Origin of the sequence: Ruegeria atlantica, assembly GCF_001458195.1 — a bacterium.
GTDB lineage: Bacteria > Pseudomonadota > Alphaproteobacteria > Rhodobacterales > Rhodobacteraceae > Ruegeria > Ruegeria atlantica.
Genome location: NZ_CYPU01000015.1, coordinates 1 through 14,751 on the forward strand (window position 1 = coordinate 1; position 14,751 = coordinate 14,751).

Sequence of the window (14,751 nt, forward strand, 5' to 3'; positions counted from 1 at the left end):
GACATCTACTTTTGCGACCCGCACAGCCCGTGGCAACGCGGCACCAACGAGAATACCAACCGTCTCCTGCGCCAGTACTTCCCAAAGGGCACCGACCTCTCAGTGCACAGCCAGGAACATCTCGACGCAGTTGCTCGTGAACTCAACGAGCGGCCAAGAAAAACGTTGCATTACTTCTCACCAGCAGAGACGTTCCATGAATGTGTTGCGGCGATCGGTTGAAACGGCAGCTCAACGCGGACATTAAGCTAAATCTGCTCAACGTCTGTTTTGCGGACAAAGCAGCCACCGTGAAACCAGCTTACGTGCCCCTTTCACCCTGCCAGTCTTGTTGAGCGCTAGATGTAACTCAAAACTGGATTTCAGTTTTGAGTGAGTTTAGTCTCCCAACTTTTGGAGGGTGTGTTTATGAAACGAAGACTGGCCGCAATACTTGCGGCAGATGTCGCTGGTTACTCAAGCCTTGTCCGCACCAATGAAGAACGAACATTGCAGAAATTGCGTGAACTTCGGGAAAATGTTGTAGAGCCCTCCGTTGCAAAACACGAAGGTCGAGTAGTCAAATGGATGGGCGACGGAGTATTGACGGAGTTTGCCAGCGCCGTCGACGCAGTTTCATGCGCTTATGATATCCAAAGTTCTATCCATTCACGAAACAGAGAAGCCTTGGGCGATCAGGAGATAACTTTTCGCGTCGGCATAAATATCGGTGACGTTGTGGTGGAAGGTGATGACATTCATGGCGATGGAGTAAACGTGGCCTCAAGATTGGAGACGCTGTCCGATCCTGGCGGGATTTGCATTTCGGCCTCAGTCCATGAACAGATCAAGCACCGCTTGGATGTGCCTTTTCAAGATGCAGGAGCTCAGCAGGTTAAAAACATTGTAGAGCCAATCCGCATCTGGAAATGGACGAACTCGGCAAATGATGACGCAAATACTAAAAAGCCCACCTCAGATTCAGGGTTGATTTCAACCCCAAGCTTGCCAGAAATTCCGTCTATTGCGGTTTTGCCGTTTGACAATATGTCAGGCGATGCAGAGCAAGAGTACTTCGCAGACGGCATGACAGAGGACTTAATCACCGACCTCTCAAAATTGTCCGGCTTGTTGGTCATCGGCCGCAACTCTTCTTTTGTTTACAAAGGCAAGGCAGTAGATCTGCGACTCGTCGGTAAAGAGTTGGGCGTGCATTACGTCCTAGAGGGTAGTATCCGCAGGGTAGGCAACCGAATTCGTATGAACGCGCAGCTAATTGAAACCGGAAATGGAAGCCACGTTTGGGCCAATCGCAGGGACGGAACGCTAGAAGATGTTTTTGATTTGCAAGACGAGATTACACGGGAAATTGTCGACGCGTTGTCTGTTCAATTACGGGAAGGCGAGGAAACGCGTCTTGGTAGCCAATACACAGGTAATACTGAAGCGCGTGACTGGTTTCTCAAAGGCCGGCAGCGCTATCGTGAACCGGGTCCGCAAGCCAACGCCGAAGCGCAGGTACTGTTCACCAAAGCTTTAGAAGCCGACCCAAACTTTGCCTACGCCATGGCCGTTAGAAGCTACCTAAAATTCCATGCTTGGTTCTTCAAGTGGAACAGTCACCAGAATGCGTTCGAAGAGGCGTTGGCTGAGGCTGAGCTTGCCGCCAAAATCGACCCTAACCTAGCGGCCGCTCATGCTTTTCTGGGTTGGATGCATATGTGGGGCGAAGGGTTCGAAAGAGCTCTTTCTGAGCATTCAACAGCCTTATCACTGGACCCTAATTCCTCTGATGGACACCTGTGGCAGGCATCTTCACTTATCTACGCGGGAACACCGGAGTTGGCAATTGCGCCAATGGACCGGGCTATGCGGCTAGAACCACATACCCCACCTATTTACCTTCTGAATTATGGTCACCTAATGTTGCAGCTTGACCGCTATGAAGAAGCTATCGAATATTTGCAGGCAGCAATACGAAACGCGCCTCAGTTTCCTATGAACTATATATTTTTGTCGGCGGTAAAAACGGCGCAGGGCAAATTACAAGAAGCAGAGGAAGCCGGTTCGAGACTTCTCGAATTGATCCCTGTAGCTACGGTATCCACACTTAATTCCCAATTGCCCTACGCAAAGGAAGAGCACAGACTAAAGATTGTGGCGGGCCTGAAAGCCGCAGGATTGCCGGATTAAAGAGACGTAAAGAAGCTCGTTCGAGGCTCGATGCGAACATTTTCCAAATCGTGTCAGAAGTCCACTTTGAAGACATTGCAGACTTTTTCTTTGTGGCAAACAATCCTTAGCCTAAAGTGGCAGCAACACGACGTGACCTTCATTGGCTCTCCACTGGATTAATCAACATGGCAAAGCATACCGTCTATCATATCCCTGTATGCCCCTTTTCTCAGCGTCTTGAGATTCTGTTGGCACTTCGAGGTCTGCAAGATGCAGTTGAATTCCGCGTCGTGGACATCACGAAACCTCGCGATCCAGAGCTTCTAAGAAAAACACGAGGAACAACCGCGCTTCCAGTTCTCGAAACCGCAGAAGGTCAGATTGTAAAGGAAAGTCTGGTTATTCTTCGTTACCTTGACGAAGTACTTGAGGGGCCAAAACTGCGGCGCTCTGACCCTGGCGAACACGCAGTAGAGTCTATGTTGATTGCCAAGGAGGGTCCATTCACGATGGCAGGCTATGTCTATGTCATGAACCAGGACCAAGGGCAGAAAGATGTGCACAACGAAAAACTGCTTGCACTGTACCGCGATCTCAACGACTTCCTGCTTGCCCACAATTCGGACGGAGTATTCTTGTTTGATGATTTTGGATTAGCAGAGGCGGTTTTTACGCCGGTATTCAAGCGTTTTTGGTTTCTTGACTACTATGAGGATTTCGAATTGCCGATTGGCGACGATTATGCCCGTGTCAAAAAATGGAGGGCTGCCTGTTTGAAACACGCAGCGACTGAACAGGTGACGGAAGAAGAGATTCTCAAACTATATTATGATTACGCACTGGGCGCTGGGAACGGTGCATTGGTGGACGGTCGAAATATGTCCAGCTTCACGTTTGAACCACATTGGAAAACCAGACCTATGCCTCCGCGGGACAAGTACTCTGGATCGGTTTCAGACGAAGAACTTGGTTTGGTTGTCGCCAATGCGGGACAAGGACCAGCCCCCACAAATTAGGCTTACCTAAGTCCAACCTCATGATGGGATTCATCATGGGTGAACGCTCGCCCTATGCAATCGGCTTGAGGAGGTTGGGAAGAACTCTACAAATCACTTTTTGCCTGCAGATCAAACGGAAGTTTCGTTAATGAAGCGAACGTGGAGCGACAAAGTTTTTGGATTTTCTCAAAGTAATGTATGATCTCAATTTGTTGGGACTTTAAACGAGTATTTTATTGTTGACCGGTTCACACCCAACGTTGGGGGGGAAAATATGCAAAAACTAATCATAGCTATTTCAGCTATTTCTTTTCCGTTTGCAGCCATGGCCGAACCAAGTTTGGAACGTGGTGAATATCTCGTCCGAGGTCCTGCGGCGTGCGGAAATTGCCATACACCACAAGGACCAAACGGGCCTGATATGTCCAACGAGCTGGGCGGTATGATGGTTGAAAAGAACGACATGATGGAGGCCTGGGCTGTCAACATAACACCCGGTAGCCGGGTTGCGGATTGGAGTGACGAAGAGCTTACCCGAGCGATACGCGAAGGTATTCGTCCGGATGGTACGGTCATAGGACCGCCTATGCCGATCGGCTTATATCGCGGTCTGAGTGATGACGACGTTATGTCGATGGTAATGTTTCTCAGAACAATGCCTGCGAGTGGCAACGAGACGCCTGTTTCAACGTATGGCTTTCCACTTCCTCCGGACTACGGTCCGCCGATTGATACTGTTTCGGCGCCACCTCAAGGCGCGACTGTCGAATACGGTGAATACCTCGCCGGACCAGTTGCACATTGTACGGAATGTCATACTACATTTGGACCCAAGGGTCCTATGTTCGAAACTCATCTTGGTGCAGGAGGGTTCGAGTTTCATGGACCGTGGGGGGTATCCGTCGCTCCCAATATCACGAGCCACGAAGACGGGCTTGTCGGATATACGGATGAAGAGCTGAAAACCATGATCGTTTCGGGTAATCGCCCAGGCGGGGCACGAATGCAACCGCCGATGGGCTACGCCTACTATGCAACGATGTCGCCCGAAGACCTTGAGGCTATCGTGATGTATCTACGCACCATCCCGCCTCTATCTGATCCTTAGTTTTTGACATGAGAAGTTTCCAGTAATAGCAAGCCCGAACTCAGCTTTGTATTTGGCTTGTGGGGCCACTGAGCGAGTTATATTCGTTTCCGCATTGGGCTCAAAGTAGACATTCAGAGGAGTCCGCCCAATGTCTGCTGTGCGGGACAAAGCCGACCTCTCGTTCGTAATTCTTAACGTCTGCTGTTGGCCCATCGCGACGGTAGTCACTATATGGCAGGTGTGGCATTTCATGCCAGTTGCTTACGGCGAAATGTCATGCATGATCATGAAAAATGATCCTGCAGGCCGTAATGATAAAAAGTCAGATCACTTTAAAGCAACTCGAAGCTTTTGTCTTTGTCGTGGACACTGGCACCTTCCGAGCCGCCGCGACTGCTCTCGGAACAACGCAGCCTAATATCTCATCCCGGATTTCTGCTCTGGAAATGGCTTTGGATGTTGCGCTTCTTTATCGAGATGCAGGTTCCGTACGCCTGACCGAGAAGGGTCGGGAGCTCCTCGTTCTAACACGAGACATTCTTCGCGCCGGAGAAGCCCTGCTGGAAGCAGCGGGACGGCAAGAGTTGATCGAAGAACGCCTTCGGCTTGGTGTCACAGAACTTGTCGCTTGCACATGGCTGCAAACGTTCCTGCGGCTTTTGCGACAGGAGTACCCAAGCCTGCGCGTCGAGCTGGAGGTCGATCTATCCCTTCAGATTGAGGAGCGCTTGCGCGAAGGACGGATCGATCTGGCGCTGCAGAACGGTCCGTTTGCATTTCAAGCCACCGGCGAACAGGCGTTGGCCGAGGAACCTTATGTTTGGGTCGCCAACACAGACCTTGCGAACGAGCTAGCCGGCGGGGCATCGGTCGCGCGTTTCTTTGACAAGGCCGTCTTGACCCATGCCCGTCATACGAGCGCGGCACGTGCGCTGCACGAGCTGGCTGCGACGGGTGGCTATGACGCGGGCAAGATCATTCACTCAAGCGCTCTGTCCGCGTGTCTTCCAATGGTCAATGAAGGCTTGGGGGTTGCGTTACTGCCCCGGTCGCTGGTCTCCGAAGAGATGAAAGACGGACGTTTGCAATCGGTCAAGTCGGATTGGATTGCGCCACCGCTTTCGTTTTTTGCCCGTTTCAACGCGGATCGTGCACCGCGCTTCGTTGCCAAGGCTTGTGAGATTGCTGCATCCGTTCGGCCAGCGGAAAAGTAAGATAACTCAAATTTATCAGGTATAGAAAATCTATTGATTTGATTTCTGCTCTCTCGCAGGACCTACTGCCCTGAATTCAAGTGTTGCAGTGGAGATCATAATGAAGGCCGAATCTATTCGCATGGGCGTCGACATTGGCGGCACCTTCACGGATGTCGTCCTCGAAAAGGGCGGTGAACAGCACTCCACAAAGGTCCTGACGACCTATGCCGCACCGGAAAACGCCATTATCGACGGCATGCATCAGGTTTGCGCAAAGGCAGGTGTTGAACCATCCGAGATCGAACAGATCATTCACGGCACGACTCTTGCGACCAATGCCCTGATTGAGCGGCGTGGGGCAAAAACCGCATTGATTACAACCGAAGGATTTCGCGATGTGATCGAAATGCGGACAGAAAGCCGGTTTGAGCAATATGACCTGAACCTGAGTTTACCCGACCCGCTGCTACCCCGGCAGATGCGGTTCACGGTTCCGGGTCGGGTGAACGCGAAGGGTGAAATCCTCGTCGATCTTGATCGCGCGGATGTTGAGGCAGTGGTGGACCGGATCGCGGGAGCGGGGTTTGAAAGCGTCGCCGTGGGGCTGATCCATTCGTACCTTAACCCCGTCCATGAGGAATTGGTACGCGAGGTGCTGGCCGAAAAACTACCCGATGTTTCTGTGTCGATTTCTTCGGAAGTATCGCCCCAAATGCGGGAATATGAGCGGTTCAATACCGTTGTCGCAAATGCCTATATCATGCCTTTGATGGCCTCGTATCTTGGGCGGCTAGAAGACCGCCTGAGCGGCGAGGGTGTGAGATGCCGAATCTTCCTGATGCATTCAGGAGGCGGGATCATCTCGATCCAGAATGCCGCCGATTTCCCGGTCCGACTAGTGGAAAGTGGTCCTGCGGGGGGCGCAGTTTTCGCGGCCCATATCGCGGCGCGCTACGGCCTCGATAAAGTCCTATCCTTCGACATGGGCGGTACGACGGCCAAGATTTGCCTGATCAAGAACCAGACCCCCAAAACCAGTCGTGTGTTCGAGGTGGCCCGAACTTATCGCTTCAAGAAGGGGTCGGGTATGCCGATCTCGATTCCGGTGATCGACATGGTAGAAATCGGGGCTGGTGGTGGATCATTGGCCCATGTGGATGGCATGCGGCAGATCCGCGTCGGCCCGGAAAGCGCCGGATCGGAGCCGGGGCCTGCTTGCTATGGACGAGGCGGGCAGCGTCCGGGAGTGACCGACGCCGATCTGGTGCTCGGCAAGCTGGACCCAAACAATTTTGCCGGTGGTTCGATCCAGTTGCATCCCGACAATTCCAAAACGGCCCTTGCCGCTCATGTGGGCGACACGCTGGAGATGGACGCGGTTGAGGCTGCCTTTGGCGTAGCTGAAGTTGTTGATGAGAACATGGCCAATGCCGCGCGCGTGCATGCGGTAGAGAATGGTGAGGACCTGAGCGAATACACGATGATCGCGTTTGGCGGAGCAGCCCCGCTGCATGCGGGTCGTCTTTGTGAGAAGTTGGGTGTGGAGCGCCTATTGGTGCCGCCCGGGGCTGGGGTTGGCTCGGCTATCGGCTTTTTGCGTGCGCCGTTCAGCTTCGAGGCCAATCGCTCGGTGTACATGAAGCTCAGCGACTTTGATGGTGAGAAGATCAAGAGCCTGCTCACCGATCTCAAAGCCGAGGCGACAGGGTTCGTGCGTACTTGCGACGAGGTCAGCCCTATCTTGTCAGAGTTCAAAGTGTATATGCGCTACACGGGTCAGGGATGGGAAATCCCCATCGATCTGACGGAAGAACAGGCGATGAATCCGGATGCCGCCGTGTTTGAGGGGCGGTTCGAAGAAGACTACACGAAACTTTTCGGTCGTCCGGTCGCAGGGATGGATATCGAGATCACCGTCTGGTCCGTGAATGCCACAACGCCGCCTGAGGAGGTGTCCCAAATTTCCGAAACCGGTGGAAGCGCGCTCGTGGCATTGAACGGGACACGGCAGCTTTTTGACGCGGCGAGCACTTCGTATCTCGATGCGCAGGTCATTGACCGAAATTCCATGGAAACGGGCGAAAGGGCTAGTGGCCCTGCCGCAGTGACCGAAGCGGAAACGACGATCATTGTCCCTGCGAGCCGGGATGCCATTCGCCAACCGGACGGTTGTATCGACGTGGTGACGAAAGGAGTAGCACAATGAGCCAGGACCACTCCAAAGTCTCCTATCAGGTGATGTGGAACCGCCTAATCTCTGTCGTTGAGGAGCAGGCGCAGGCACTCGTTCGGACGGCATTTTCGACATCGGTTCGCGAGGCTGGAGACCTTTCCGCAGGGGTCTATGACACCCATGGCAATATGCTCGCCCAAGCGGTGACCGGCACACCCGGCCATGTGAACGCTATGGCGGATGCGGTTGCGCATTTCATTCGCCGGATCGGGCGGCAGAATATGATTGAGGGCGATGTTTATATCACCAATGACCCGTGGGAGGGCACAGGACACCTGCATGACATCACGATGGTCACGCCGTCGTTCCACAAGGGTTCACTTGTCGGATTCTTCGCCTGCACGGCGCATATTGTAGACATCGGCGGGCGTGGCTTTGGCGCTGATGCGCAAAGCGTCTATGAGGAAGGTCTCTATATTCCGATCATGAAGTTCGCGGACAAAGGTGAAGTTGATGAGACATTGGTGCGGATCATCCGGGGCAATGTCCGCGAGCCCGATCAGTTGATCGGCGACATCTACGCGCTCGCTACCTGTAACGAGATCGGCCACCGTCGCCTGATCGACATGATGGAAGAGTTTGATCTGCACCATCTGGACGGCATTGCAAGCTTCATCCTCGAAAACTCCCGTCGCGCGACGCTCGATGCGATAGCAGCTTTGCCGCAAACCTCAGCCATAGGCGAAATGACGATGGACGGGTTCGACGTGCCGATCACGCTGAAGGTCAAAGTCAGCGTCGAAGGGGACCGGATCGTGACCGATTTCACCGGTACATCTGGTCTCGACAAAAAAGGCATCAACTGCCCGCTGGTCTACACCAAGGCCTATGCCTGTTATGCGCTCAAAGTCGCCATTGCGCCCGAGATCCCGAACAACGCTGCCTCGCTTGCCCCGTTCGAAATCACAGCGCCGGAAAACTCCATCGTCAACGCGCTGCACCCCGCACCGGTCGCCCTGCGCCACATCGTGGGGCATTTCGTGCCAGACGCGGTCTATGACGCCTTCGACAAGATCGTGCCGGGCCTCGTGCCCGCTGAAGGCGCAGGGTGCTTGTGCAACTTTCAAGTCAGCCTACGCCCCCGGAGCGATGCGCCCGCACCCTCAGATGCGCGGCGATCAGAGGTTCTGACATTCAACTCTGGCGGCTCCGGCGCGCGGCCTGAACATGATGGGATGAACGCAACCGCCTTTCCTTCAGGAGTTATGACTATGCCCATTGAGGCCACGGAACACGCAGGCCCCGTCATTATCTGGCGCAAAGAGCTGCGTCCTGACAGTGGCGGCGCGGGAAAGACACGCGGTGGTCTTGGGCAATACATGGAGGTCGGCGCGCAAGAGGGCCACGAGTTTGACATTCAGGCAATGTTCGACCGCGGGACCTATCCTGCACGAGGTCGGCGCGGCGGTCATAACGGTGCGAACACAACAATTGAACGCAGTGACGGTGCGGTAATGCATGTCAAAGGCAAACAATTCGTAACGCATGGAGAACGGGTGATCATGGCTTTCCCAGGCGGAGCTGGCTACGGCGATCCATCTGAGCGGTCCAATGACCTTGTTAAACGCGATCTGGCGCGCGGATACATTTCGCCCGAGACAGCGCAACAAGACTACGGTTTGTCGAAAGGCGACATCGCAGCGGTTCAAGCAGCCGTGGCAAAGGGAGAGAACCTATGAACAACCAAAGCCCAACGCAAAAGAGCTACGATATTGTCATCATTGGCGGCGCTATCATGGGTGCCTCCACCGCTTGGTTCTTGTCCGAAAACAAGGATTTCGACGGCTCGGTCCTCGTGGTTGAGCGGGACATGACCTTTGAAGCGTGTTCCACCACCCACACGAATTCCTGCATGCGGCAGCAGTTCTCGACCGAGCTCAACGTTCGGATCAGTCAGTTTGCGGCTGACTTCGTTAAAAACCTTCGCAGCTATATGGGCGGTGACGAACGCGTGCCGGAACTTGGCATTCGATCGTTTGGCTACATGTATTTTGCGGACAATGAAGGCTTCGCTGATGTGCTGCGTGAAAGCCAACAAGTGCAACTGGCGGCCGGTGCCGCAACCCAGTTGATGACGCCAGACGAGATCGAGGCGGCTTATCCGTTCTACAATGTCGATGACATCGTGCTTGGGTCGATCAACCTTGTGGACGAAGGGTACTGGGACGGGGCGGCGGTCAACGACTGGTGGCGCAGGCAAAGCCGCGAACGCGGGGTTGAGTGGATCCAGAACGAAGTGGTCGCCATGACCCGCAATGCCTCGGGCACCAAAGTGGAAAGCATAACACTCGCCTCGGGCGAGGTTATATCTTGCGGTCAAGTCGTGAACGCGTCCGGTCCGCGCGCTGATCGCACAGCGAGGATGGCAGGGATCGAGGTGCCGGTTGAACCACGCAAACGTTTCTCGTGGATTTTCAAAGCCGAGCAGCCTCTTGATCAGGACTTGCCGCTAACAATCGACCCGTCGGGTGTGCATGTGCGCGAAAATGGCGGCGGGACGTATCAATGCGGCGGCCATTCCGACTACGACCCTGCCGTCGACTATGACGACTACGTCATGGACCATTCCATGTGGGAAAACCACGTTTGGCCGATCCTCGCGACTCGCATCCCCAAGTTCGAGGCCATCAAAGTACAGTCCGAATGGGGCGGGCACTATGCGATGAACACCTTTGACCACAACGCGATCATGGGGCCACACACCGAGGTGTCGAACTTTATCTTCCTCAATGGCTTCTCTGGCCACGGGCTGCAGCAATCCCCTGCCATGGGGCGCGGCACAGCGGAATGGCTGACTTACGGTGAATACCGCGCGCTCGACATGAACCCGTTCAACTTTGAGCGGATCCCGGCTGGGCGTCCGATCATTGAGAAGGCAGTGATCTGATGCAATTCGCTTCCAACGTGTTCACGCGCGCCCTCGCCTCGGGGGATAAGCAAATCGGCGTTTGGATCAGCCTGTGCAGCAACTTCGCGGCAGAGGTCGTCAGCACCGCAGGCTATGACTGGGCGCTCATCGACATGGAGCACAGCGCCAACGATTATTTCAGCGTTCTTGGTCAGCTTCAAGCCTTCGCCGCATCTTCAACAACGGCTTTGGTTCGCGTCGAATGGAACGACGCCGTGGCGGTCAAACGTTTGCTGGACCTCGGCGCGCCGGGGCTGCTGTTTCCGATGATCCAATCGGTTGAGGAAGCCGAGAGGGCTGTTGCCGCGACGCGCTACCCGCCACGTGGCATCCGCGGCGTATCAGGGGCGACTCGGGCAACAGCCTTTGGCCGGATTTCCAACTATACTGCCCGCGTTGAAGAAGAAACCGCCGTGCTCTTGCAGCTTGAAACGCGTGCCGCTGTAGAACAGGCAGAAGCCATCAGTGCTGTGGACGGTGTAAGTGGGATATTCTTCGGCCCTGCCGATATTGCTGCTGACATTGGCAAGCTGGGCAAACCTCTGGACCCAAAGGTCTGGGCGCTGATCAAACCTGCCGCGCAAAAGCTGATCGCCAAGGGCATGCCGGTTGGCACTTTGGTAACAGACCCTGGCTTTGCCGCAGAGCTCTTGAACGAGGGCTTTACCTTTGTGGCCATCGCGACAGATACAGGGCTTTTGGCGCGGGCTGCAGATGCAGCTTTGGCACAGACCAAAGGCGCGCTGACATGAGCTTTACCGCGTCCCGCTTAGCACAGGTCAAGCCGTCAGCGTCCGCTTGGGTCAGCCAGGCGGCGAAAGAAGCCAAAGCGCGCGGCGAGGACGTCATTGACCTCGGGCTGGGTGAGCCGGATTTCGACACGCCTGGTCACATCAAGGAGGCAGCACATCAAGCCACCCTTCGCGGCGAAACGAAGTACCCGCCCACCAATGGGACACTGACCATGCGGCAAGCGGTCGTGGATAAGCTGAGGCGCAAGAACAATCTGGATTTTGCCCTAGACGAGGTCATTGTCTCAAACGGTGCCAAGCAGGTGCTTTTCAACGCCTTCATGGCAACCTTGGAGCCGGGCGGTGAGGTATTGCTGTGCGCGCCATATTTTGGACAGTACAAGTACATCACAACGATCTTGGGCGGAGTGCCCGTGCCGCTGATTTACCCACAGGAGGCAGGGTTCCGCCTGATGCCTGAGCAACAGTCCAAGGCGATTACGCCCAAGACACGGTCGATTCTGCTGAACCAGCCTTCGAACCCCTCGGGCGCAGTTTATTCGGATGACGAAATCAAAGCTCTTGGGGCTGTGCTTGCTGATCATGAGAGCGTTTTGATCCTGTCTGATGAAATCTATGAACACATTCTCTTTGACGACCGTGTCTTCCGATCCTTCGTAGCACTCTGTCCGGACCTCCAAAACCGCACGCTAACGGTCAACGGCGTCTCTAAAGCCTATGCCATGACCGGTTGGCGCATCGGTTATGGCGCAGGGCCAAAAGACTTGATCGTGGCCATGACGAAAGTGCAAAGTCAGATATCATCCGGAGCCTGCTCCATTGCGCAGGCGGCAGCCGCTGCGGCACTGAATGGACCGCAAGAGGATGTCCGCCGCTTCTGCGCTGCATTCGAACGACGTCGCGACCTCGTGGTGGAGCGCGTTGCGCACATCCCGGGATTAACGCTCGAGGCACCGGGCGGTGCATTCTACGGCCTGATTGGCTGCGCCGACCTAATCGGGGCAAAAACCCCTGATGGCGACACCATCACGGATGACACTGACGTCACGGCCTATCTTTTGAAAGCGGCACGTGTCGCCGCCGTGCCGGGCAGCGCATACGACCTGTCGCCGTTCTTTCGCATCTCAACTGCGGCCTCGGAAGAGGTTTTGAGCACGGCGATGGATCGCATCGCCGCTGCTGTTGCCGACCTTGAAGGAATACACCCATGAAGAAAATCGTCCTCACCGGCGCCGCTGGTCGCCTTGGTTCTTATCTACGGGAGCCCTTGTCGAAGATGTGCGAAGAGTTCGTATCTTCCGACATTGCTGAAAGCGTTTCGAATCTTGGTACAAACGAAACCTATGTGAAGGCCGATATCACTGATCTCGATGCTATGGTCGCGTTGTTGGAAGGTGCCGACATGGTCGTGCATTTCGGTGCCGTCGGGGATGAGGCCCCGATGGAAGTACTCTGGGGCCCGAACTTTTATGGTGCCTATACTGTCTGGGAAGCAGCCTACCGCAACAAGCTGCGGCGTGTTGTCTATGCTTCCTCCATCCACGCTGTGGGCATGCACAAGAAAACGGACTTCATTGGCGTCGACGCGCCGCACAAGCCCGACACGTTCTATGGGCTTGCCAAGTGTTTTGCCGAGGACCTTGCAAGCCTCTACTGGGATAAGCGCGGACTGGAATCCGTGTGCATGCGCATCCTGTCCTGCGCACAGCCGACCAATTCGCGCGCTGTGGGAACATGGCTGAGCTATGATGACATGATTCACATGGTCGAACGCGCCATCACCACGCCGATCACAGGGTTTAGCGTCGTTTATGGTGTTTCTAACAACGACCGCGCACCGGTCGACAACGCCAAGGCACAACACTTGGGTTACCGGCCCAAGCACAATGCCGAGCAATTTGCGGCGGAAATCTACGCTGAAGAGGGGCCGCTCGATCCTCACGAACCGGCAAATACACACCACGGAGGCCCGTTTGCCGCCGTTGAATTAGGCAACAGTGGCATGGCCCACCTGAACTTGAACGCAGATGACACGGGGAAGGACTGAACTCATGGACAAAATAGCTTTGATCACGGCCGGCGGTTCTGGCATGGGCGCGGATTCTGCCCGAGCTTTGGCCGCGGATGGTTTCAAGGTCGGAATTTTGTCGTCGTCCGGCAAGGGCGAGGCGTTGGCGAAGGAGCTCGGTGGCGTTGGCGTCACCGGAACGAACAAGTCTCAAAAAGACCTCCAAAAACTCTTCGACGCAGCGATGAACCATTGGGGCCGGATCGACGTGCTCTTCAACTCGGCGGGTCACGGACCTCGCGCGCCGGTTTTAGAGTTGACGGACGAAGATTGGCACGAAGGCATGGAGGTCTACTTCCTTAACGCCGTGCGCCCGTCGCGTCTGGTCACACCGATCATGCAAGAACAGGGCGGTGGCGCGATCATCAACATCTCGACATTTGCGGCGTTTGAACCAAACCCGGTCTTTCCGACCTCTGGCGTCATGCGCGCTGACCTTGCCGCCTTTACCAAGCTTTTCGCCGACAAATACGCGGCTGAAAACATCCGGATGAACAACGTCCTGCCGGGCTTTATAGACAGCTTGCCAGAGAAAGAAGAGTTCCGCTCCATGATCCCGATGGGTCGGTATGGCAATTCACTTGGCGAGATCGCCAGCGTTGTGGCATTTCTTGCATCAGAAGGCGGAGCGTATATCACTGGTCAGAACATCCGTGTTGACGGCGGCATAACAAGGTCCGTTTGAGGTCGGATTCTTGGAGGACAGTATCTACACCTGCTAGGCCCTCGTTTGTTAGTTTTGAATGTCTGCATAGTAGGCTTTGCTGCTATCGATGCACTTCGCAGCATTCGGTAAGAACGGGCTCGCTCCTGCCGTTCTCTGAGTCATTGATGAGCGTCTGTCCGCATAACTGACATAATACAGTCGGGATACTTCGCGACGGCGAAACGTATCTTGCCCGCAAAAAGCAGAGGTTGACCGGAGCCATCTCAACATCCGCTTTCGGAGTAATGGGGAATCTTCGAAAAGTCTTCGAGATGCAATGCTCGCGAAAGCCGTCAAATCTGGGATGTCCTAGTATAGTTTCAATATTTACGGCATGTTCTGGCACTTCCAGTGGTGTTGTTCTTTGTTTTCATTGCACGCTTATGCTTCCTGATTTTACGCTTGCATGCTTAGGCTCAGGACTCATAACCAGAAAATTACGGTTGCGGCGAGAGCGATGGCCGAAAGGAACACCTTGGGGCATCTGTCATGGCGGGTTGCCACGCGCCTCCAATCTTTCAAGCGGCCAAACATGATCTCGATACGATTGCGGCGTTTGTATCGGCGTTTGTCATATTTGACGGCCTTGCCGCGTGACTTTCGCCCGGGGATGCAAGGCGTTATTCCCATATCTACAAGGGCTTCA

General features: G+C 54.8%; 13 protein-coding genes. 12 read left to right on the plus strand and 1 reads right to left on the minus strand.

Translation table 11 applies throughout. The features are described 5' to 3' along the window. The 12 genes from RUA4292_RS04075 to RUA4292_RS04130 form a co-directional block, all read left to right on the plus strand. Nucleotides 1–222: IS30 family transposase (locus RUA4292_RS04075; RefSeq protein ID WP_145974857.1), on the plus strand; the 222-nt coding region annotated here is incomplete at its 5' end. Nucleotides 223–408: 186 nt separating this feature from the next. Then, complete coding sequence (locus tag RUA4292_RS04080) at nucleotides 409–2,172, plus strand: adenylate/guanylate cyclase domain-containing protein (protein ID WP_058276439.1); 1,764 nt, start codon at nucleotides 409–411, stop codon at nucleotides 2,170–2,172. A gap of 167 nt (nucleotides 2,173–2,339) precedes the next feature. Next, on the plus strand, nucleotides 2,340–3,170 hold the full coding sequence (locus tag RUA4292_RS04085; RefSeq protein WP_058276440.1) for a glutathione S-transferase family protein: 831 nt from the start codon (nucleotides 2,340–2,342) through the stop codon (nucleotides 3,168–3,170). A 403-nt stretch (nucleotides 3,171–3,573) separates the two neighbouring features. Next, a complete protein-coding gene (locus tag RUA4292_RS04090; RefSeq protein WP_058276441.1) occupies nucleotides 3,574–4,260 on the plus strand; it encodes a c-type cytochrome in 687 nt (228 codons plus the stop codon). Between the two features lie 293 nt (nucleotides 4,261–4,553). Next, a complete protein-coding gene (locus RUA4292_RS04095; protein WP_058276449.1) occupies nucleotides 4,554–5,456 on the plus strand; it encodes a LysR family transcriptional regulator in 903 nt (300 codons plus the stop codon). A 100-nt stretch (nucleotides 5,457–5,556) separates the two neighbouring features. After that, nucleotides 5,557–7,644 (plus strand): hydantoinase/oxoprolinase family protein, encoded by a 2,088-nt coding sequence (locus RUA4292_RS04100; protein WP_058276442.1) that lies wholly within the window; start codon nucleotides 5,557–5,559, stop codon nucleotides 7,642–7,644. Next, entirely contained in the window at nucleotides 7,641–9,350 is a 1,710-nt protein-coding gene (locus RUA4292_RS04105) for a hydantoinase B/oxoprolinase family protein (RefSeq protein ID WP_058276443.1), read from the plus strand. Before RUA4292_RS04100 ends, RUA4292_RS04105 begins: the two co-directional genes overlap by 4 nt. Further along, on the plus strand, nucleotides 9,347–10,558 hold the full coding sequence (locus RUA4292_RS04110; protein WP_058276444.1) for an NAD(P)/FAD-dependent oxidoreductase: 1,212 nt from the start codon (nucleotides 9,347–9,349) through the stop codon (nucleotides 10,556–10,558). Before RUA4292_RS04105 ends, RUA4292_RS04110 begins: the two co-directional genes overlap by 4 nt. Then, a complete protein-coding gene (locus RUA4292_RS04115) occupies nucleotides 10,558–11,331 on the plus strand; it encodes an HpcH/HpaI aldolase family protein (protein WP_058276445.1) in 774 nt (257 codons plus the stop codon). Before RUA4292_RS04110 ends, RUA4292_RS04115 begins: the two co-directional genes overlap by 1 nt. Further along, nucleotides 11,328–12,542 (plus strand): pyridoxal phosphate-dependent aminotransferase, encoded by a 1,215-nt coding sequence (locus RUA4292_RS04120; RefSeq protein WP_058276446.1) that lies wholly within the window; start codon nucleotides 11,328–11,330, stop codon nucleotides 12,540–12,542. Before RUA4292_RS04115 ends, RUA4292_RS04120 begins: the two co-directional genes overlap by 4 nt. Beyond that, nucleotides 12,539–13,378, plus strand: a complete 840-nt coding sequence (locus RUA4292_RS04125; protein ID WP_058276447.1) for an NAD-dependent epimerase/dehydratase family protein — start codon at nucleotides 12,539–12,541, stop codon at nucleotides 13,376–13,378. Before RUA4292_RS04120 ends, RUA4292_RS04125 begins: the two co-directional genes overlap by 4 nt. 4 nt (nucleotides 13,379–13,382) lie before the next feature. Continuing rightward, complete coding sequence (locus tag RUA4292_RS04130) at nucleotides 13,383–14,084, plus strand: SDR family oxidoreductase (RefSeq protein WP_145974858.1); 702 nt, start codon at nucleotides 13,383–13,385, stop codon at nucleotides 14,082–14,084. A gap of 444 nt (nucleotides 14,085–14,528) precedes the next feature. Here the strand turns inward: RUA4292_RS04130 and RUA4292_RS04135 are convergent. Then, nucleotides 14,529–14,751: transposase (locus tag RUA4292_RS04135; protein WP_145974859.1), on the minus strand; the 223-nt coding region annotated here is incomplete at its 5' end.